We start from the raw sequence: 22,698 nt of genomic DNA, 5'->3' as shown, positions 1-22,698 counted from the left end.
CTGCGAGCTGCGAGCAAATGAGCTGCGAGCTGCGAGCAAATGAGCTGCGAGCTGCGAGCTGCGAGCAAATGAGCTGCGAGCTGCGAGCAAATGAGCTGCGAGCTGACTGAGCCTAGCGCTTCACGCTAGACCGGTTTCAAGAAAGTTTATTTAATTCGTCCCGCCAACAGTTAATTGATCAATTTTGACTGACGGTTGCCCCACTCCCACGGGCAAACTCTGGCCCTCTTTGCCGCACACACCAACACCTGAATCGAGCTTCATATTATTGGCGACCATAGATATTTGCTGCATAGTATCAAAACCGTTGCCAATCAGGGTGGCACCTTTAATTGGGGTGGTTATTTTACCGTTTTCAATCAAGTAAGCCTCGGAAGCTGAGAATACAAATTTTCCCGAAGTGATGTCAACTTGACCACCCCCAAAGTTAGGCGCATAAATACCTTTTTTAACACTTTCAATTAATTCTTCATGCGCATAATTGCCATTAAGCATAAAAGTGTTCGTCATACGCGGCATCGGCAGATGGGCATAGGATTCTCGGCGGCCATTGCCGGTAGGTGCAACGCCCATCAATCGAGCGTTCATTTTATCCTGCATATAACCTTTTAAAATACCCTTTTCGATTAAAACATTACGTTGTGTTTTAGTGCCTTCATCATCGATATTAAGAGAGCCGCGACGATCCGCAATAGTGCCATCATCAATGATGGTACAATGCTCCGATGCAACTTTATCACCAATGCGTCCCGCGTAAGCCGATGAACCTTTACGGTTAAAATCACCTTCTAAACCATGTCCTACGGCTTCATGTAATAACACGCCCGGCCAGCCTGCACCGACAATCACCGGCATTGAGCCTGCGGGTGCATCAATTGCCTCAATATTGGTCAATGCCTGATGAACGGCCGCACGCGCATAACCGAATACAACTTCTTCTCCTGCGCTGCTGTCAATAAAATAATCCAAATCAAAACGTCCGCCCCCCCCTGCACTGCCACGCTCACGTTTACCCTTTTTTTCAATCAATACGGAGCAACTAAAACGCACTAACGGGCGAATATCAGTGGCTAAAGTACCGTCAGTCGCCGCCACCAGAATTTCTTCATAAATCGCATTTAGGGAGACAGTGACATCGGTGACCGAAGGCTCTAGGGCACGGGTGAACTGATCAACCTGCTTTAGGAGCGCAATTTTTTTATCTCTCGATAAACTCAGTAGAGGATCGGATTCACCATAAATTAACTTCGCAGGCGTTGGCAAAATAAGTTTTAGCGATTTTTCCTGACCGCTTTTAACAATACTTTTAGCGGCATCAGCAGCCTCTTTAATTGCTTTTAGCGAAATTTGATCAGAATAGGCGAAACCTGTTTTTTCTCCTGAAACCGCACGGATGCCAACGCCTTTTTCGATATTATAACTGCCATCTTTGACAATCCCATCTTCCAATAACCACGATTCATGTCGACTTGACTGAAAATAAAAATCGGCATAATCAATTTGATTGCTATTAAGGGCTGCAAGCTGAGATTCTAAATCACTAATTTGTAATTGTGCAGGGGCTAAAAATCGTTCGCATACTTTATCGAAGGACATGAATATTTCCTTTAAACTTTTAAGGTTGTAAAACGGTTATGCTCAAGTATTGGCATAGCTTGACGAATTTTGTCTATCTGTGATTTTTCAAAGGAGTGGTGAATACTGCCTTCACCCTCTTCTAATTGTTCAAGTATTTCACCCCAGGGTGAAATAATCATGGAGTGACCATAGGTTTCAGCGCTGCTCTGATTCGCAGCAATAATATAACACTGATTTTCTATTGCCCTGGCTTGCAATAAAGGTAACCAGTGCGCCTCTCCTGTGGTCTGTGTAAAGGCGGCGGGCAGTAATAAAATATCAGCTCCCTGTTGGCGTAATGTTTGAAATAAACCCGGGAAACGTAAATCGTAACAGATAGCTAATCCAACTTTGACAGAATAAGCGCCACACTCCCAGTTAAAGAGCTTAACTTCCTGCCCGGGAGTAAAGGTATCTGACTCTTTATAAAGTCCTTTTTTATCCGGGACCTGTGCGTCAAAAAGATGCAGTTTATGGTAGTGACTAATCAGTTCGCCCAAGGGCGAAAACACCAAACAAGTTGTAAATATTTTATTCGTTATTGTACTTTTAATCGGGAAACTGCCACAGACTAAATAACATTGGTAACGTTTTGCAAGGACGCTCAACAGAGACTGATAATAACCCTTTCCCAAATTTTCGGATAACGTCAAATAATGGTCTTTGTTTGCCATACAGAGTGCATTTTCAGGCAACAGAACCAACTGCCCGGGAGCAGGAGACAATTTAGCTAACAACACTTCTAAACGTGCTAAATTATCATTTGGAAGACTCAAACTGCGCATTTGTATTGCTGATAGATTAAAATTCATTGCAAGTCCCCTTTCATAATAACCATTCGATAAACTCCGGCGTTAGTATAACCACCTGCAGCGCTAATGAGTAAAAATGAGTGCAGAAATAAACTTAAAGCGCGCTAAAGTAGAGCTAGCATGAGCATTAACTCTCGGCATTTTTTTGCTTGAGTCCTTCTATTTCATGAAGCACTTCGGTGTCTTGCAGTATTACTTTACCTTTTTTTCTATTGATAAGTTTGATTTCAGGTGAATTCAACGGACCTTTAACCGTAAAATCAACGCGAATAATAGTATCGACAACAGGCTCTAAAATTTTTGCCAACATAAAAACAGCGGCTCCGGTCAACGGACTGATCACAAAAGCGGTTAAAACGGGTAAACTTGAGGTAATTGCAGGGCTGTAACTAATATGATAATTAGTATCGTTGTTTGGCAAGTCGATAAGCCCCTTACCTGATATTTTCCCGGCAGCGCCATTTAAGTAAAAATCATCATTTTTAACAATACCATCGGTAATACTACCTGAAAAGTTTGCTTGATCAAAATTCAGACCTTTTGAAAATACATTGTTAAATTCATTATTGAGTGTACGGCGAATCCCATCAAGGCTAAATAAACTTAATAAACGTGCACCGTTATCATTAACCTCAGTGATAGCACCATCGGTTAATTCGGCAGAAAAAGTACCATTCAAAGAATCTAAATTAAAAGACCAGGGTGCGCCAATCCAATTTAAAGCCCCGTTTAATTCAGCTTTAGAATAGATCATCGGGCTGCTATAACCGAGTCTTTTTACAATGTCGTTGTTCTGGTCACCGACACTTTTAACAATCAAGTTAGTTTTACGTTGATCCCAAACGCCTGATATCTCGCTGAATTCTTTCTCATTCCCGATTTTAATGTAATTAATATTAAGATTTTTTTTGTTAGGAAAAATATGCAGGCGCATCGGCGATAAATTTATATCGCCATAAATACACTCTAAGCAATCAACCAAAATCTCGGGATAATCCTGCAATAAATTACGATCTTTAACTTGATTTTTTGAGTCCGATTCTTGCTTTATTTTTGTTAAATCCAGCGACTGAAAATTCAACTTTTTAATATCAAAATCGAGTCGTACAGGCTCTCCGTTGCGCAATTGCACGGCTGTCTGTAAATTATCAGAGTCAACTGTTGCATCCCACTTTTTATGATCGTTGACCGCCCGTATCCTTAAATTATTTAAGGATTGTGAAAATAAATCAGCATGTTTGATGTTGAAGTTAATTTCATCCAACTTAATCGCTCGATTGCTTGTTTCTTGTGTTTTAAGCTTGCCGCTGCGCTTATCAAACAAAACCCATTGTTGATACCAACTGGCGATGTTCAAGTTATCCAGATTAACATTAATAATCTGCTTGGTTTTATCAATTACAGATACGTTATCTGTGCCGATATTGAGCAAAAAATAGGCCGTATTATTTTGTTTTTGCAGGTAGTCAACGGTTCCACTAAACCACAAAGTGTTTTTTATTTTTGCTTCAACAGTGCTGCTGCTCTGGTCACCTGAAAAAACGATATCTGTCGGCCAGGATTGCAACGCATTTTTTTCAAAGGGGTAAGGAAGTGCAATATCGACTCCCCGTGTGGCAGAATTAAAGGCAACATTATATTGATAACCACTTGCCAGCAGATTATCAAATTTTATCGCGGTAGCCCAATCTAACTGTCCTGATATTTTCAACGGATTCAGTATGGTTTGTGCTTCGGTTAATTCCGTCAAGTCCCAATTTCCTGACAGGTCGGCGTTCACTTGATATCTATCTGGTTGTGCTTCACTGTTAAAAGAAATCTGTAGCGGTTGTTCAAATAATTGCCCCTGAAGGTTATTTGCCGTCAAGTTGCCATCGATAAAACTAAACTGTCCCTGCACGTTTTTTAAAGGCAGGATCATATCTTCAGCTAACCTAATATTAATATTATTTTTTGCCAGCTGAATAGTGCCCAGGGTTTTGCTGTTCTGCGCTTTTTGGTTAAAAGGGATAGTTAAGGTCAGTGCACCGGTTAATTTTTTTTCGACTTCAATCACCGAGAGTGCTTTACCCACACTTTCCTTAAGAGGAGAAGCTTTTAAATAGTCGCTTATTTTTTGCGCATCTTCAGTAATTTCTGCATTAACAGTTAAAATGCCGTTGGGATTTAAACTGTCAATGCTCGCGGTCAGTTTTTTAACCTCCAGCGCCTGCAAAGAGGCGCTTCGCGCATTCATTAAAAGCCCGTCATTTTCGAAGAGTAGATCTAAATCCAGATTTTTGAGCCCCTGCCAGTCACCATAAAAATCGTATTCGGAGTCCCGCAAGGGTACCCATGCCTGAAAAATGCCGTTATTCTGACGATACGGATATTGATTTAATGCACCGTACCATAATATTTTAGCCCCCTTTACCTGTCCTTTTTTCAGGGTCGGTTGCAGGTAATCAAAGACTTTATTACCCAAGGCTTTAATGGGTAAATAATATTGCGCCTTACTGGCATCATTGAGATTCGCATAACTATACAAGCTTAAAAAGGGGCTTTGTTTTTGCTGGTCTTGATTGGGGAAAAAAAGTGAAAACGCAGTCATGCTATTAAGATCGCGAGTATTTAATACGCTATGCTCACTAAAGACTTTAAATCCAGCCGGCATTTTTAACCATTGTAAATTAAGTTGCGCACTTTCAAGCGGCATTTCCCGGCTAAATTGTCCATCAAAATTGATACTCTGATTGGGTAAGCTGATAGTTAACTGACCTTTTGAAGTATCACCAATAACTTCAATCTGAGCATCGTTTATTCCCGGCATTGCCCCTGTTGCTTGGTTCTTAAATTGACTTAGATGGGCAGAAAACTGCAGTTTATCCGCACTGTTTTTAAACAGTCCAAAATCATCGAGTTGTGCCTCGGGGTCAAAAGCTAACAAGGATTCGATGGTTTTTTCTGCTAAATCAGAACGTAATAAATATAAAGGCATTAAATCTTTTATATTTACTCCGTCAAGTTCAAAATAAGCACTCGCTGCCGTGCCGTGCCCTCGCACATTAAGATCTTTTAATCTTTTTTGATTAGACTCTACATCAAGGGAGTAACTGTCTAATAACCACTGGTCATTACTGTTTGTAAATTGCACCAATCCACTGTTTATCTTCCATTGATAATCTTTATCCAATTGTGACCAATTTAATTGGGTGTTATTTAACTGCAGTTGCAGCTTTTGCAGCGTATTAGACGAAAATTCAGCCCACGCTTGAAAACCTAATACTGCATCAAAGAGTTGCGCATTACTGTTCACTTGATCGGTTAAATAATGACTAATATTGAAGTTATCTGCTGCCACATAAAGATGGCCTGCCAAGGGGGGATTTTGTTGATCATTTTGTTCAACCAAATCCACCACAAAATCCAAAGAGTTATCGGCAAGGCCGTTAAGCATTGAAGCAGAACCTGTCCCCTGGTGACGCCCCTCTTCGTTTATCCAATTTAACTTTTCTATCACAACGGTTTTATTGCGTTGCAGGGGACCGGTAAAATGAAGTTGGCTATCTTTTATTGAAAACTTACTAAGCTGCACTAATAAGATTTTCTGCAACGCCGCCGTCGTGACAGCGGAGCTTTCAGATTTAGCGCTATTTTTCCGGGTTGGTTTAATCGTAATATCGGCACCCTGCGCAGATATTCGGTTAAACACTAATGTTTGTTCGCTAATACTCTGCCAAAAATTAAGATAAATGAACAGATGATCAAGTTTAAGCCGATAAGGTAGATCAACCGAATCAACCAGTTCAATCTCACTGACATTTAAAATCAGTCCTGAAAGGTCAACACCGGCAGAGATATTTTCAAAGGTTAAATTAACATTATACTCTTCGTTTAACCATTGCATTGCATAGATTTTATAGTCGTCAATGCTGACAAATACAATGCGTAATAAGGTTAATAAAAAAGCAAAAATAAACAGCTTAACGGCAATTAATGCGTATATCCGTCTCAGCCATTTAAACAATCTGAACTTCAATTTATGACTCGATACGGGAGAAAAGAAAGATTGAATCGACGCATTGAATGCCTAAATTTTTAAATGTCATATACCGCCCTATTACATCATCACAACATCAAACTGTTCTTGACCATAGAGATGCTCAGCATGAATTTTAACCGGCTTTTCCATAAACAGAACGAGTTCAGCCAAATTATGAGATTCATCCCCGGTTAATGCCTCTGCCACTTTGGGTGAAGTATAAACAACAAAACGATCAGCATCATAAGCACGATTCACGCGTAATATTTCACGTAGAACCTCATAACAAACGGTTTCTACCGTTTTAACATAACCGCGACCGCTGCACTGCTCACAAACACCACAGAAAATATGCTCTAAACTTTCCTGCGTGCGTTTACGTGTCATTTCAATTAACCCTAAGGGGGAAAAGTCATTGATATTTGTTTTAACACGATCTTTTGCCAACGCTTGTTCTAAACTGTTAAATACTCGGCGTTTATGTTCAACTGACTGCATGTCAATAAAATCAATAATAATAATACCGCCTAAATTGCGTAAACGTAATTGCCTGGCAATGGCCTGTGTCGCTTCAATATTGGTATTAAATATCGTCTCTTCAAGATTTCTATGGCCAACAAAGGCACCGGTATTAATATCAACGGTGGTCATCGCTTCGGTCTGATCAATAATCAAATATCCACCTGATTTCAGTTCCACCTTACGCTCTAATGCACGCTGCACTTCATTTTCAACATCGAACAGATCAAAAATAGGACTTTTACCCCGGTAACATTCGATTTTGTCCTCCAGTTCCGGTACAAAATCATGGGTAAACTTTTGAATCAGACTAAAATTGAGTCGCGAGTCAATACGTACTCGGTCAATTTCCTCACCAACAAAATCTCTTAGTATACGAAATGCGAGTCCCAAGTCTCGGTAAAGCAGCCTGTTTTTGCTAGCAGTCCGCTTACGACGCGTTAATACTTTACGCCACACTCGAAGTAAAAAAGCCGCATCGTTGATCAACTCATTTTCAGGTGCGCTGTCTGCCGCAGTACGGATAATAAAGCCCCCCAGATCATTGACGCAGCAGCTTTGGGCGATGGTCTTTAAACGTTCACGTTCCTGTGCACTTTCAATACGCTGTGAGACACCAACATGGCTGCTGCCAGGCATAAAAACCAAATAACGTGAAGGCAGGGTTATATCGGTGGTGAGACGGGCGCCCTTAGTGCCGAGCGGATCTTTAACCACCTGCACCATAATATCCTGGCCTTGACGGACAAGCTGCGAGATATCTGCTACTTTAAATTTTGCTTTTTCATTTTTGGCTACACATTCTGTAAAGGGCACAATGTCTGAAGCATGTAAAAATGCCGCCTTCTCCAAGCCAATATCGACAAAAGCGGCTTGCATACCGGCTAATACTCTGCTGACTTTGCCTTTGTATATATTACCAACAATCCCTTTGGTCGCCTGACGCTCTATATGCAGTTCTTGTAGTACACCACCTTCAACTAACGCAACCCGTGTTTCGGTGGGGGTGATATTCATTAATAATTCAACGGACATTAGACTACTTCCTTTAAAATTCTTTCATAAGCACTATCGCTTGATAATATAGTCATATTAAACAGCAATTTATACCCAAGTTTCTTGCTGCATCACAAGAAACTTGGGTATAAATACTGATAGTTGTTTTTATTTTCACCCTTAAACTACAAATTAATTAGTTAATTTTCCAATCATCTCAGTGCCAAGAGATTGATTTAGCGAGACTTAATTCAACAATGAAATTAAACCGGCAAGTTTTTAATCAGATTAATAGCTCAACGACCTTTGTTAAACGCTTCCATAAACTCACCAAGCAGCTCAGCTGTCTCAAAAAGCGGCAAGCCAACAACGCCACTGTAACTTCCGGAGATATTGTTAATAAACTTCCCGGCAATCCCTTGAATCGCATAACCAGCAGCTTTACCAACGGGCTCTCCGGAGCGCCAGTAATCAGAGATTTCCTGCTCACTCAAGGTTTTAAAACTCACCTCGGTTTTAACCAGAGTACTTTTTGTATAAATACTTTGTACCAGTGCCACTGCCGTAAACACTTGATGAACCCGCCCCGACAATAATTGCAGCATCTTTCGAGCATGTTTTTTATCGCGTGGTTTTTCTAATATTTTTTGATCAATAACAATGATTGTATCAGCCCCTAAAACAGGTCTGTCTTTATTGCTGTTTTTGAAACCTGCCTGAGCTTTTTGTAACGCTAAACGTAAAACATAATCCTGCGCAGCTTCACCCGTTTCCGGTTTTTCTTCAATGTCAGCTTTCACTAAATCAAATGAGACTCCTATTTGACTTAAAAGTTCACTGCGACGAGGGGAACTAGATGCAAGATAGATAGAAACGCCCATGCTTATGCAACCTTAAAACGGCGACGAATAAAACGCAAAAAAAGAAAAAACCAAGGCCAAACCAGCATCGAGGTAAAGACTGACCAGAAATATGATTTATGTAAAATAATGTCTTGTAAGCTCGATGCCATCAAATATAACGCCAGTTTCGACAGTAAAGAATACAAACCAACTAACAGGGTTGTTTGTACTAAGGTGAAATAACGAAAAAGTTGGTAATTGGTAATGACTATATAGGCTAAAAATGAAAATAATAAGGCATGCATGCCTAATGTAGAGCCTAATACAAGGTCAAATACTACCCCTAAAATAAACGCATGCCCGATGCTGACCCGGTGTGGTAATGCCAACACCCAATAAAAAATAATAAGGATCATCCAATCTGGACGAAAAGCATTCAGCATGATAGGCAGAGGTACAATAGCAAAGACTAAACCTGCAAAATAAGTAAAGTAAATCGCCAGGTAGTTACTCAATAATGACATTTTTTGATTCCAGCGGTTCAATTTTTTCGTCTGTCACTGCCGTGTTCAGAGAATCCGGGGGGGTCTTTGCATTATCTGCACTCTCAGTCGGGAGTAAAGCCGATGTTGTTAATCTACCCTTTGATAAATCAGACTCATTATATTGGTCTTCATTCCATAATAATAATAAATAACGGCTGCGGTGCAAGGGAGCAACCGGGGTTGCACTCACATCGGCGTAAGCTGCGCCTTCTTGGTAATCAACATGGCTTATTGTCGCAACCGGGTAACCTGCCGGGAAACGTCCTCCTAAGCCTGACGTGACCAGTAAATCGCCTTCTTTTAAATCGGCATTACTTTGCACAAAAGGCACCTTTAGCCTATTCCAATCTCCGCTGCCATGGAGCACGGCAATCAGATCATTACGCTGAACGCGCACCGGAATACCGTGACTTACATCGACAATCAGTAAAACCCGACTGGTTGTACTGCCTACCTGAGAAACTTGCCCGACCACACCATCTTCATTAATGACCGGTTGGCCGACATAAACACCGTTTACCGCGCCCTTATCAATCAATAACTGATGAGAAAAGGGATCCGAGCGTAAACTCATCACTTCGGTGATCATTCTTTTGTTGGTAAAGCTTCGATTTGAGCTGAGTAGTTCACGTAACTGTTTGTTTTCATTTTCTAATTGGGTGAGTAATAGGCGGTCAGCTTTAAGGTGTAAATTGTCTTTTTCTAACTGTTGATTGCGCGCTTTTAACTCATGGCGAGTCATCACACTCGCAGAGATGCCACTGAATAATTTTTCCGGTAGATCCGCAATATATTGCACCGGGCTGACCAGAGAATTTAAATAAATACGTGATGATGCAAAGAGATTGAACTTGCTGTCAGCAACAAATAAAAAAACCGAAAAGACTACCACTGTGGATAGCCTTAATAAAAATGAAGGGCCGCGCGTAAAAATTGTTTTCATTGTGACAGATTATTTAAGGAAGAGTTATCACAGCAAGCACATTAAATAATGCCTGCTACTTGGGACTCCGGGTAAATTTAAAGAAGCTAGCTAACAATTGAAACAAACAGGTTGTCAATCAATTAATAACTAGACTATCAATGCGTTAAATCGATCCGTTAATGAGTATAACTGTCATGACTCGCCGTATTATCAGTCTGAGTTAAACAGGTCACGACCATAGGTATCAATCATTTCAAGTGCCATACCGCCTCCACGAGCCACGCAAGTAAGCGGTTCGTCAGCAACGATCACCGGAATACCGGATTCCTCTGAAAGCAACCGGTCTAATTCACATAATAACGCCCCGCCACCGGTTAACACCATGCCCGTTTCAGCAATATCAGCCGCCAATTCAGGCGGTGTTTTCTCTAGCGCCAGCATAACTGCAGAAACGATTCCGCTTAAAGGCTCCTGTAGGGCTTCTAAGATTTCATTACTGTTAAGTGTAAAGCTGCGGGGAACGCCTTCGGCAACATTCATTCCGCGCACTTCAATCTCTCTAATCTCGTTAATAGGGTACGCAATCGCAATGCTGTGTTTAATACGTTCAGCCGTGATTTCGCCAATAGTACAGCCATAGTTACGACGGACGTAATTAATGATCGCCTCGTCAAATTTATCGCCGCCAATACGTACCGAGGCAGAATAAACCACACCATTTAAAGAGATCACCGCAACTTCAGTCGTGCCTCCTCCAATATCGACAACCATCGAACCTTTTGCTTCCGAGACCGGCATACCCGCGCCGATGGCGGCAGCCATTGGCTCATCAATTAAATAAACCTCTCGTGCACCGGCACCCTGTGCAGATTCACGAATAGCACGACGTTCAACTTGGGTTGATCCGCATGGCACACACACTAAAACGCGTGGGCTCGGGCGTAAAAAGCTATTGTTATGTACCTGTTTGATAAAATGTTGAAGCATTTTTTCGGTGATATAAAAATCTGCAATGACACCATCTTTCAGCGGGCGAATGGCTTGAATATTACCAGGTGTTTTACCTAACATCTGCTTCGCTTCATAACCGACAGCAGCAACGCTTTTACCCGCACCGTTTTTATCCAAACGAATCGCAACAACTGAAGGCTCATTTAAGACTATGCCTTGGTCTTTTACATAAATAAGCGTGTTTGCAGTTCCCAAATCGATCGACAGATCGTTAGAAAACATACCCCGGAACATTTTAAACATGAAATTTTCCATTAATGGCGAATAAATAAAGTAACGTACTTTACCAATCTAGCCATATTTCATCAAGAAAAGAAAGTAAATAGCACAAGGTATTATGGCTTTATTGTAACGATTGAATTTTTTCTATCGCGAAAAGCAAAAAAGAGGTATTAGCCTGGTTATTTATCCCCTATTTATTCAAGATAAGAGCAGTGGATTTGGACTCGTTGAGTTATTGGCGATTAAAAGTAACAAACTCAAAGCGCTGCTTATCGTAATACAGTTTAAAAGCCCTGTATTAACAGGGCGTCTAATTTAGCCTGAAGGCTCTATTTACAAACCGGCAGACGCCAACTTTTCAACATAATTAGGAAAGGTTTTTAAGCTAGCTTTAGGATTGTTAATAATAATCTGTAGCACTTAATGCAACGAATGAAAAACAGTTTATTAACCAACAGCGACAATGCGTTGGCCTACATTGCCAGCTGGTCTTATAGCGGTTAGCGGGAAGAACCGTTGCTGTGTCTGCTCAGCAGCGCCTATATAGATCATTGTCTGATCAGTGATTCATTTGAGGTTATCAGCAAGGACTATCAGGGTGTCCCCGGCTCAGCTGATCACTAAGCTTGGAATGCGCTGAGGGTTAATTGCTAGTGAGTTATACGGCAGGTTAAAAAAGATCTGCACAGCCAAATTTCTTAACGCTTGGCTAAAACAGAAAAAATCAGGACAAACCCTTTCACTAGCTAAAAATAACAGCTGTCCGGCTATTTACTTTACTCTGCTGACTTATTTAACAGCAGAGTAAATTTATCCGCTAAGGCTGCAAGTTGCTCGCGACTGATAATTTCGACATTTTCTGCATCAACTATTTTATTGCCTGACATTAAAACCGTGCGCGGATAACCACGCCCGCCTAGTTTAACCGTCAGCGCTTCATGCCGTGCTGATAGATATTGATTTTTAATATCCTGCACATTAAGTTGATAAACAGGCACTCCCTGAGCGGAAAGTAACTGTGAAAATAGGGATAAATTTTCAGCCTGTGCCGTGCAGTCGCTGCACCATGAAGCCACTATATTCAGGACAAATACTTCATTGCCGCTGAAAAGTTGTTCAGCCTTGGTTATGTCTATGGTTAAGTCAATGGTGAGGTCAATATTTTTAATCATGTTTACATTCCGTTATTTAAAAAGTTGATTATAAAAAAAGAAGCGGACAGAAAACCTGATATTTTTTTATCTCAAAGGAGCAAAAAAACCAACTCAGGGGCTGTTGATTTGCTTTGTTGCAGGTCTGCTTTTGTTGTATTTGTTTTTACTTTTTAGTTGCTATTCCAGCCTGATGGCCTGTTAATTTATTACAAACACCAGTGAGTATTCAAGTTTTTTTACTCTGACTCACTTATCCGCTTATTTCTACAGGCCTAGAAGCTGGAGGTTTCAAACAGAGCTCTCACTTTTTCCGCCTGCCGCCGTTATTGAGTATTTTCAAAACAGCGACAATAGAATAAAGCCTAAGATATGCAGGTTAGACAGCTATTACTGGCATTCTGCTGTGGCAGTAACAAAAGGGTTATCCCCGAAGTTAAATGGCGAATATTGATAAAGCTTGGTGATACTGCCTGAATCTTTATTGTCAATATCTGCCAAGTAATTGACAGTGGAAGGCTGTTTACCGGAGCCATCTTCCGGATCAATGCCGTAGCTAAGAGCTGAAATAGAATAGCCATCAGCTGTTTCAGCTAACCTGACCACACCCCAGTCATCAAATTTATTTACCCAGGTCGACCACTTCTTTTCCACGCAAACGGCAACGTCTTTAGCATCTTTCTGACTTGAAAAAACCTGATCTACTCCAGCAGAACGGATTTGATCAGGGCTTGTGCTGCACGCTGATATTGATAATACGGCAACAGTCAATATTATTGATTTTTTCACTATTATTTCCTCTTGTTTTATCCAGACATAACAATAGCATTATTTTCATGGAGTTAGACACTCATAAAAACGCTGATCAAGTCGCTTATTGTAAAGATGATAGATTGAGCAAAACAATCCATCAAGGCTTAGGAGCAAAGATTTTATGCTTTGTTATCACGGGTATAGAGCCTTTCCTCCACTAGCACAACCGGTGTTCCTTCTTTTGCAAAGGCGTTCGCATAATACGAATAAGCATTATTAAATTATATTAAAAAAACCGATTTAAATGTAACCAACCGTTTATATTGAAAAATAAAAATGGGCATGATCAATGCGTTAAACTTGAATATAAAAAGACTCTCTCTAAAACCAAGGGATTAAGCCATCAAGATTAAAAATATCGATACCAGTAACGGCAATGTGATTATTCAGTTAAGCGGCGAAATGGACGCATTGGGCTGCGGTAAAATCCGCCCGAATCTGGAAGCACTCAGCAAGTAGCGATTTACATGATAAAAACAGGACAAATTAATACTTGATAAGCTAATGCTTTAATTGAGGAATATTGCGCACGGTAAGCACATATAATGATCGACTGGGCACACCTGCCAGCTCCATTAAATACCTATCGGGCTTGGTAAAAGCCGCAGTAGTACCCTGTTAAGGTTATTAATACGCTTGAGAATAGCGTTAGCGGATGTCGAACGGGAAACAATAAACAATGCGCTTAATTTTTGTAATGGTAATATCCCCAAAGCCGCCGTCCTACTCGATGTCCTATCTACCGTAAAAAACAGGGCTGGGAATAAAAGGAAGTTAAAACACAATAACACCCTGTGGGCGTTATTGTGTTTTAATTAACAACTTACTGAGGTCAACTTTTCAAAATAGTCCGGAAAGGTTTTCGAGGTACATTTAGGGTCGTTGATAGTCACCGTGGTATTACCTAAGGCCACTAATGAAAAGCACATCGCCATACGGTGATCGTCATAGGTATCGATTTCCGCATGAATTAATTTTTCAGGTGCGGTGACTTCAATAAAATCATGCCCTTCAACAACGGTTGCACCGACTTTGCGAAGCTCGGTTGCCATCGCGTATAAGCGGTCGGTCTCTTTCACCCGCCAGTTATAAACGTTGCGAATTTTAGTTGTACCCGTTGCAAAGAGCGCGGCAACGGCAATGGTCATTGCGGCATCGGGAATATGATTCATATCCATATCAATGGCTTTTAACTGCCCTTTACTGGCTTTAATAAAATCATCACCCCATTCGATTTTTGCCCCCATCGCCTGCAATGCATCGGCAAACTGAATATCACCCTGAACCGAGTTTTTACCGATACCGGTCACTTTAATACAGCCCCCGGCAATCGCGCCGGCGGCTAAAAAATAAGAAGCTGAAGAGGCGTCCCCTTCAACTAAATAATGCCCGGGCGCACTATAGGTTTGCTTGCCTTTAATAATAAAACGTTCGAAGTTTTTATTATCAACATCAATGCCAAAATCATGCATTATTTGCAGGGTGATTTTAATATAAGGTTTAGACACTAATTCACCGACTATTTCAATTTCAGTATCTTCAGCTGCCATCGGTGCGGCCATTAAAAAAGCGGTTAAAAACTGACTGGAAACACTGCCGTCAATTTTTATTTTACCGCCTTTAAGCCCCGTCCCTTTGATTTTAAGTGGCGGATAATTTTCATTTTCAAGGTAAGTGACCTGTGCACCGGCCTGCTGTAGTGCATCTACTAAACTGCCGATCGGACGCTCAAACATACGCGCCTCACCGGTTAGAATGTATTCGCCTTGACCTAAACACAAAGCGGCACATAAAGGGCGCATCGCGGTGCCGGCATTCCCTAAAAAGAGCTCTAACAGACCTGATTCAGCAGTAGTAAACGCCCGTCCTAATCCCTCAACAACGCACTGTTTTTTATCCTTTGAAAGCTGATAATTGACCCCTAATTTTTTTAATGCATTTAACATATGACGAATATCATCACTGTCTAGAAGGTTGGTCAGGGTGGTTGTGCCTTGCGCTAAAGCAGCCAGTAAAAGCGCACGATTAGAAAGGCTCTTAGAGCCAGGCAGGTTAATTTCGCCATCGACTTTTTTGATCGGGTTTAACAATAATTGTTCCATCATATTCTCTATTTTTGATCTAACTTAAGCACTTTAACTAAGGCTTGTTTTAAACGCTGGTTTTCATCGAACAGGCCGATGCTAATGCGCAAATGCTCGCTTAAGCCATAGCCCGTTATCGGGCGAACAATCACACCTTCATGTAATAACTGTTGATATACCTGATCACCTGATTTTCCGACATTGACCGTAATAAAGTTCCCCATTGAAGGAATATATTCAAGGTTATGTTCACTGAAAAATGCGCTTAAGTCTGCCATACCCGCATTATTTAATTTAATGCCTTGCTGTAAATACTCTTCATCTTGTAAAACGGTCTCAGCCGCTTTAAGCGCTAGAGCATTGCAGTTAAAGGGTTGGCGCACGCGGTTAAGGATATCTGCAATTTGCGGATTTGAAATACTGTAACCGACACGCAATCCCGCAAGACCGTAGGCTTTTGAGAAGGTTCGGGAAACAATTAAATTGGGAAAATCTTTAATCCATGCGATAGCATTACCGCGCCTGTCCGCCGCCACATATTCAAAATAGGCTTCATCCAATACCACTAATACATGCGCATGTACTTTGCTCAAAAAGGCCAGAATATCAGCCGGTTCTAAAAATGTGCCCGTGGGGTTATTAGGATTAGCAATAAAAATAAGTTTTGTTTTATCAGTCACCGCTGCTGCCATCGCATCTAAATCATGACCGTAATCTTTTGCCGGTACAACCACCGCTGTTGCACCAATCGCTTGTGTCACTATTGGATAAACGACAAAAGCATATTGCGCAAAGATCACTTCATTTTCAGGGCTTACAAATGCCCGCGCAACCAATTCAAGCAAATCATTTGAGCCGTTGCCGAGGGTTATCTGATTTAATCCGACGTTATATTTGTAGCCGAGTGCCTGCTTAAGGTCAAAACCATTGGCATCGGGATAGCGGGTTAATTCAGCAAGCTCACTGTGCAGTGCAGATTTCACTTTCTCACTCAGACCTAACGGATTTTCATTGGAAGCCAGTTTGACAATATCACTGATGCCGAGTTCACGTTCTAATTCAGACGTTGGTTTACCGGCTTGGTAGGGATGCAGTTTTTGCACCCCCGCATTAGCAAGCGTTAAAAAATCACAGCTCATCTTTGATCCTTAATTTCTAATAGCAATTTGTTAACCGAGTATCACCCCCATTGACTGAGGGTGTTTAAACAGGATGGTTTAGGGTGTTTTTTAAGTGCCGATTCTCAGTCAATGTTACGCGTAATCAGCTTCAAACTTTGCCATAAAATCAACTAACGCCTGCACACCTTCAATCGGCATCGCATTGTAGATACTGGCACGCATTCCGCCTACTGCCCGATGACCTTTGAGAGTCATAAGATTAGCGTCTGTAGACTCTTTCAGGAAAAGCGCATTTAAGTTTTCATTCGCAAGTTGAAAGGGAATATTCATCCGGCTGCGCACTGATTTGTCGACATTATTGCGATACAACGTAGAACTGTCGATAAAATGATAAAGTAAATCGGCTTTTGCTATATTTTTCTTTTCTATTTCGACCAAACCACCCTGCTCTTTTAACCATTTAAAAACGAGGCCCGCCAGATACCATGAATAAGTTGGCGGCGTATTGAACATTGATCCGGCATTCGCCTGTATTTGGTAATCAAAAATAGACGGGATGACTTTGCGTGCTTTACCGATTAAATCTTCACGTACAATCACAATTGCCAAGCCCGACGGACCGATGTTTTTCTGTGCGCCCGCGTAAATAACACCAAATTTAGAAACGTCAATCGGACGGGACAAAATCGTTGAACTCATATCGGCTACCAGCGGCACAACACCTGTCTCAGGTGTTTCAAAAATTTCAATACCTTCGATTGTTTCATTGGGGCAGTAATGCACATAAGCCGCACCCGCATTAATATTCCAGTCAGCTGCAGCTTTAACACTTACCTTACCCTCGGCTGTTTTGTTGAGGACACTGGTTTCGGTCACACGGGCGTGTTTTTTCGCTTCATCGACCGCTAATTTTGACCATTGCCCGGTAATTAAATAATCCACATCCAATTTATCACCCAGCAGATTTAATGGCACCGCGGCAAATTGCCCGCGTCCGCCACCATGACAAAAAAGTACTTTATAATTATCAGGTACAGCCAACAAATCACGCAGATCCTGCTCAGCTTGTTCTGCCATTTCGATATATTCTGGACTACGGTGGCTGATTTCCATCACAGAAACCCCCAGCCCTTGCCAGTTACAAAACTCTTCTTGTGCTTTTTGCATAACGGCTTCAGGTAACATAGCCGGACCTGCGCAGAAATTAAATATTTTACTCATCGGTTTTCTTCTTTAGGATATTATACCAAATCCTTTAAATTCATGCCCATTTATGCTTGTTAAAACACATGCTAGCTAGACATAAAACTACGTTTTAGTCTTTGTTATTGATTTTGCAATTAGAACAACTAGTTACTGCAATCAATGCCTTGCTTTCATGCGTTTTTCCGGCGCCTAAACAGATCACTTAATTAATGGAATTGGTATTAAAGGGTGAATTAAATTATTTAGGGTGGTAAAACTAGCATTAAATGTAGAATGAAGAAACAGCTAGTGCCAACAAACTTAAGCTAGAATGATTAATTTTTGACACTTTTTATTTTTTAAAATAAGATTATCAATAAAAAACGCCTATTTACTTAAGCGTTAATCTCTCTACCCGTTCTTTATCTTCGAAAACAAAAAAAACGGCAAAAGCCGTTTTTTAAAACCTTTCTACCCAAATTACTTGAACAGGAAAATTCAAGTAATTTGAGTATGACTTATGGTTATACTTCGTCTGGCTGATCAACATCAGTTTCAGCGTCTAATGTAGCCGTTTCACTGCCAATTTCCTGACCTTCTTGATCAACATCAGTTTCAGCGTCTAACGCAGCCATTGCACTGCCGGTTTCCTCGTCTTCTTCGTAAACGGGCAGATCCTCGATTTCCTCAATGCGTTGCAGAGCAACGATTTTCTCGTCTTCTGCGGTGCGGATCAGCGTCACCCCCTGAGTATTACGCCCGACCACTGACACTTCACTCACGCGGGTACGTACTAAGGTTCCCCTGTTGGTGATCAGCATGATCTCGTCGTTTGTATCAACTTGCACCGCACCCACCACTTTACCGTTACGCTCGCTTACTTTAATGGAGATAACACCTTGCGTTGCGCGGCTCTTAGACGAGTAGTCTGAAAGTGGTGTACGTTTACCGTAACCATTTTCAGTCGTGGTTAAGATATGGCCTGTTTCGTTTGGAATAATCAAGGACACAACTTTTTCGCCCGCTTTTAATTTAATACCACGAACCCCGGTTGCGGTACGCCCCATTGCACGAACACCTTTAACCTTGATTTCAGGGTTACCCTCTTCATCTAATACCGGTGCACCGTTTTCATCAAGCACAGGACTTTCTTCTGCTTCTTTAAAGCGCACAACCTTACCGGCATCGGAGAAAATCATGATTTCATTGCTGCCGTCGGTGATACCAACGCCGATTAATTCATTATCTTCATTTAGATTGATTGCAATCAGACCACTGTTACGCGGACGACTGTAAGCGCTTAGTGCGGTTTTCTTGACCGTTCCGTTGGCGGTTGCCATAAAGACAAATTTATCATCGGCATAATCACGCACAGGTAAAATTGCGGTAATACGTTCGCCTTCTTCAAGGGGTAGAATATTAACGATAGGACGACCACGTGCCTGACGTGACGCTAACGGCAACTGAAATACCTTCAGCCAATATAAACGGCCGCGGGTGGAAAAACATAAAATCGTATCATGGGTGCTTGCAACTAATAGTTTTTCGATGAAATCTTCATTTTTCATCTTAGTTGCCGCCTTTCCTTTACCGCCACGACGTTGTGCTTCGTAATCGCTTAAGGGTTGGTACTTAACATAACCTTCATGGGAAAGCGTGACCACTACATCTTCTTCAGTGATTAAATCTTCCATGCTCAGGTCGGTTTCACTCGCGGCGATTTCAGTACGACGAGGATCAGCATAGTTGGCTTTAATTTCGGCTAACTCTTCACGGATAACTTCCATCAAACGTTCAGGGCTCTCGAGGATAAATAATAATGCCGCGATAATTTCAAGCAGCTCTTTATATTCAGTTAATATTTTTTCGTGTTCAAGACCGGTTAGTTTTTGTAAACGTAAATCGAGAATAGCCTGCGCTTGTACTTCCGTCATAAAGTATTGGTTATCACGGACACCAAATTCAATGGCTAAACCATCGGGACGGGCCGCATCAACACCTGATGCTTCAAGCATTGCCGACACATGGCCTAGATTCCAACCCTGTGCCTGTAACGCGATTTTAGCCTCGCCCGGTGTCGCTGAATGGCGAATCAATGCAATGATAGGTTCTATATTTGCCAGCGAAATAGCTAAACCTTCAAGTATATGTGCACGTTCTCGCGCTTTCTTCAGCTCAAATACAGTACGGCGCGTAACCACTTCACGTCGGTGTAAAATGAAGGCTTCCAACATTTCTTTGAGGTTAAATAGCTTGGGTTGACCATGATCAAGCGCCACGGCATTAATACCAAAGGTAACCTGCATTTGGGTTTGTGCGTAAAGGTTATTTAAAACGACCTCTCCCACTTCGCCACGTTTAACTTCAACCACCATCCGCATACCGTCTTTATCGGACTCATCACGTAACGCGCTAATACCTTCTATTTTTTTATCTTTTACGAATTCAGCAATTTTTTCAATTAAACGCGCTTTATTAACCTGATAAGGAAGTTCATGCACCACAATCGTTTCACGACCGGTTTTATCATTCACTTCAATATCCGCTTTTGCGCGCACTTTTATTTTTCCACGGCCCGTGTGGTAAGCATCAACAATACCCTTACGGCCATTGATAATACCTGAAGTCGGGAAATCAGGTCCGGGAATAAATTCGATTAATTCATTAATCGTAATGTCAGCATCTTCAATCAGCGCTAAACAACCGTCGATGACTTCACCTAAATTATGAGGTGGAATATTGGTTGCCATACCGACCGCAATACCGGATGATCCGTTAATTAACAAATTAGGAATTTTTGTTGGCATTACTTCAGGAATAAACTCTGTACCATCATAGTTCGGCACAAAATCAACGGTTTCTTTCTCTAAATCGGCTAATAATTCATGCGCCAGTTTCTGCATACGAATTTCCGTATAACGCATTGCTGCCGCACTATCGCCATCGACTGAGCCAAAGTTACCCTGGCCGTCAACGAGCATATAACGAAGGGAGAAATCTTGCGCCATACGAACAATAGTATCGTATACCGCTGTATCACCGTGCGGGTGATATTTACCGATCACATCACCAACAATACGGGCTGATTTTTTGTAAGGTTTATTCCAGTCATTACGCAATACATTCATGGCAAATAAAACACGGCGGTGAACCGGTTTAAGACCATCGCGTACATCGGGTAAAGCTCGCCCGACAATGACGCTCATTGCATATTCAAGATAAGAGTTCTTTAATTCATCTTCAATGTTGATCGGAGAAACGTCTGATACAAATTCGCTCATAGAGGCCAAGATCCTTATTTTATTAGTATATCGATTGAAATTTTTTAGAGTTGTGCATTCTACCACATATTATTGGTGAAGAGATGAATTCAGCGGCATTTTTCAATTAATATAAGCTCAGAATCAATCTATGGCGCAAATAAGCGGTAGGATGTCATTTGTGATGTTTTTTTATACAAATTAATTTTTATCTAAAACTTCTACAGGCGGTTAATTTTAGCTTTCTAATCGCCTTTCCCAACTTGATACGCTGAAACGTCTCGGCTTAGGGATGATCACGATTTTAAATATTTTTGCCGCGCTATTAGCGGGACTCAGGTTAATTGTTTTATCTTTTTTACTCGTTATAATGCCTCATCTACAAAAACCGGGTAAAGCTTCATGTCAGTCAATAAAAGTACAACTGCAAACAATGTTGATCCAAAAGAAATTGAAAAGTTCTCCGCAATGGCTGAACAATGGTGGGATTTAGAAGGTGACTTCAAACCATTGCATATGCTTAATCCCACTCGGTTACGTTATATAGAGCAGGGCAGCGAGGGATTATTTGCCAAGTCGATTGCAGATATTGGCTGTGGTGGCGGTATTCTCAGTGAAAGCATGGCAAAACAAGGCGCGAATGTAACAGGCATCGATATGGCCCATGCTGCGTTACAAATTGCAAAGCTGCACGCATTAGAGACGCAAACAAAAGTACAGTATCAAAAAATAACCGCAGAGGAGTTTGCGGCACAACATGCGGGTCAATTTGATTTGGTGACTTGCATGGAGATGTTAGAGCATGTGCCGGATCCTGCCTCTATTGTGCAAGCTTGTTGCGATTTGGTCAAACCGGGTGGTACGGTTTATTTTTCGACTATTAATAAAACCTTCAAGGCTTATTTAATGATGATTGTTGGTGCCGAGCATTTATTGAAATGGGTACCTAAAGGCACCCATGAATATGAAAAATTTATTCGCCCTTCACAGTTATTAACAGCTATTGATAGCACCACATTAACCTGTGAAGATTTATGCGGTGTTGAATTTAATCCGCTGCAGAGCGAGTTTGTTATTACTAAAAATGTCAATGTTAATTACATGCTAAGGTGTACAAAAGCCCTGTAACCAGATTTACAGGATCTTATTAACAGAGAAGTATAAATCCCCTGCTTCTCTGCCATTCTATTCGTCTTATTAAGCAAGCCGATTGCCGAACGAACAATCTCACCATAAGCTGATTATTGTCACTATTTTCTTCCATAGCTAGTTTCATCATCTTTCCCGCAATATTACTTTTTAAATTTGAATGGTATGAATCGCAATGGCATTTATTATTAACCTGCTATATTAAACAGGCAGCACGCAATAATTGAAAAGTTTTTCTTATTTTTGCCCGCGTGTAATCGGTAGAAATGCAAAAACAGGAATAGAAGAGAAGTTAGTGAAATTTTATTCCTAATTATATTTGCTGATATAATTATTATTTACAGTTAAAAATAAAGGTTGCATTTCATTGATCTCAGCCCCTCCCTTAAGCTATTTGTTAGTTAATACTAACCTGTTTTTTTATG

The 22,698-nt window shown here is 41.1% G+C and carries 16 protein-coding genes; 2 read left to right on the top strand and 14 right to left on the bottom strand.

The window, feature by feature from the left end; translation table 11 throughout:
- Positions 1-150: 150 nt before the first annotated feature.
- The 10 genes from tldD to CXF72_RS08895 all read right to left on the bottom strand — a co-directional run bounded on the left by tldD (position 151) and on the right by CXF72_RS08895 (position 13,450).
- Positions 151-1,596 carry a metalloprotease TldD gene (gene tldD / locus CXF72_RS08945; RefSeq protein ID WP_101038625.1) on the bottom strand — a complete coding sequence of 482 codons (1,446 nt, stop codon included), beginning with the start codon at positions 1,594-1,596 and terminating at the stop codon, positions 151-153.
- An 11-nt stretch (positions 1,597-1,607) separates the two neighbouring features.
- The gene (locus CXF72_RS08940; RefSeq protein ID WP_101038624.1) at positions 1,608-2,429 is read right to left on the bottom strand and encodes a carbon-nitrogen hydrolase family protein; all 822 of its coding nucleotides are present in this window, start codon (positions 2,427-2,429) and stop codon (positions 1,608-1,610) included.
- A 127-nt stretch (positions 2,430-2,556) separates the two neighbouring features.
- Positions 2,557-6,435, bottom strand: a complete 3,879-nt coding sequence (locus CXF72_RS08935; protein WP_232784928.1) for a YhdP family protein — start codon at positions 6,433-6,435, stop codon at positions 2,557-2,559.
- Between the two features lie 93 nt (positions 6,436-6,528).
- Positions 6,529-8,004 (bottom strand): ribonuclease G, encoded by a 1,476-nt coding sequence (gene rng / locus CXF72_RS08930; RefSeq protein WP_101038622.1) that lies wholly within the window; start codon positions 8,002-8,004, stop codon positions 6,529-6,531.
- A 257-nt stretch (positions 8,005-8,261) separates the two neighbouring features.
- The gene (locus tag CXF72_RS08925) at positions 8,262-8,846 is read right to left on the bottom strand and encodes a Maf family protein (RefSeq protein ID WP_101038621.1); all 585 of its coding nucleotides are present in this window, start codon (positions 8,844-8,846) and stop codon (positions 8,262-8,264) included.
- 2 nt (positions 8,847-8,848) lie between these two features.
- Positions 8,849-9,331, bottom strand: a complete 483-nt coding sequence (mreD, locus tag CXF72_RS08920; RefSeq protein ID WP_101038620.1) for a rod shape-determining protein MreD — start codon at positions 9,329-9,331, stop codon at positions 8,849-8,851.
- Complete coding sequence (gene mreC, locus CXF72_RS08915; RefSeq protein ID WP_101038619.1) at positions 9,315-10,295, bottom strand: rod shape-determining protein MreC; 981 nt, start codon at positions 10,293-10,295, stop codon at positions 9,315-9,317. Before mreC ends, mreD begins: the two co-directional genes overlap by 17 nt.
- 192 nt (positions 10,296-10,487) lie before the next feature.
- Positions 10,488-11,531, bottom strand: a complete 1,044-nt coding sequence (locus CXF72_RS08910; protein WP_101038618.1) for a rod shape-determining protein — start codon at positions 11,529-11,531, stop codon at positions 10,488-10,490.
- 755 nt (positions 11,532-12,286) lie between these two features.
- Complete coding sequence (locus CXF72_RS08900) at positions 12,287-12,682, bottom strand: periplasmic thioredoxin of cytochrome c-type biogenesis (RefSeq protein ID WP_101038616.1); 396 nt, start codon at positions 12,680-12,682, stop codon at positions 12,287-12,289.
- Between the two features lie 369 nt (positions 12,683-13,051).
- Complete coding sequence (locus CXF72_RS08895; RefSeq protein ID WP_101038615.1) at positions 13,052-13,450, bottom strand: hypothetical protein; 399 nt, start codon at positions 13,448-13,450, stop codon at positions 13,052-13,054.
- A gap of 660 nt (positions 13,451-14,110) precedes the next feature.
- Here CXF72_RS08895 and CXF72_RS20235 point away from each other — a divergent pair.
- Entirely contained in the window at positions 14,111-14,293 is a 183-nt protein-coding gene (locus CXF72_RS20235; protein WP_198552543.1) for a helix-turn-helix domain-containing protein, read from the top strand.
- Here the strand turns inward: CXF72_RS20235 and aroA are convergent.
- From aroA to gyrA, 4 genes are all read right to left on the bottom strand, one after another.
- Entirely contained in the window at positions 14,290-15,576 is a 1,287-nt protein-coding gene (gene aroA / locus CXF72_RS08885; RefSeq protein ID WP_101038613.1) for a 3-phosphoshikimate 1-carboxyvinyltransferase, read from the bottom strand. The two genes, CXF72_RS20235 and aroA, sit on opposite strands and share 4 nt — an antisense overlap.
- An 8-nt stretch (positions 15,577-15,584) precedes the next feature.
- Complete coding sequence (gene hisC / locus CXF72_RS08880; protein ID WP_101038612.1) at positions 15,585-16,697, bottom strand: histidinol-phosphate transaminase; 1,113 nt, start codon at positions 16,695-16,697, stop codon at positions 15,585-15,587.
- A gap of 114 nt (positions 16,698-16,811) precedes the next feature.
- Complete coding sequence (serC, locus tag CXF72_RS08875; RefSeq protein WP_101038611.1) at positions 16,812-17,900, bottom strand: 3-phosphoserine/phosphohydroxythreonine transaminase; 1,089 nt, start codon at positions 17,898-17,900, stop codon at positions 16,812-16,814.
- Between the two features lie 488 nt (positions 17,901-18,388).
- Positions 18,389-21,145 carry a DNA topoisomerase (ATP-hydrolyzing) subunit A gene (gene gyrA / locus CXF72_RS08870; protein ID WP_101038610.1) on the bottom strand — a complete coding sequence of 919 codons (2,757 nt, stop codon included), beginning with the start codon at positions 21,143-21,145 and terminating at the stop codon, positions 18,389-18,391.
- Between the two features lie 381 nt (positions 21,146-21,526).
- Between gyrA and ubiG the strand changes: the two genes are divergently transcribed.
- Entirely contained in the window at positions 21,527-22,252 is a 726-nt protein-coding gene (ubiG, locus tag CXF72_RS08865) for a bifunctional 2-polyprenyl-6-hydroxyphenol methylase/3-demethylubiquinol 3-O-methyltransferase UbiG (protein WP_101038609.1), read from the top strand.
- Positions 22,253-22,698 lie beyond the last annotated feature (446 nt).

The organism is Psychromonas sp. MB-3u-54, from assembly GCF_002836415.1.
Taxonomy (GTDB): Bacteria; Pseudomonadota; Gammaproteobacteria; order Enterobacterales; family Psychromonadaceae; genus Psychromonas.
The sequence above is the reverse complement of the archived record's forward strand: the minus strand, read 5'-3'. Positions and strand labels throughout refer to the sequence as shown.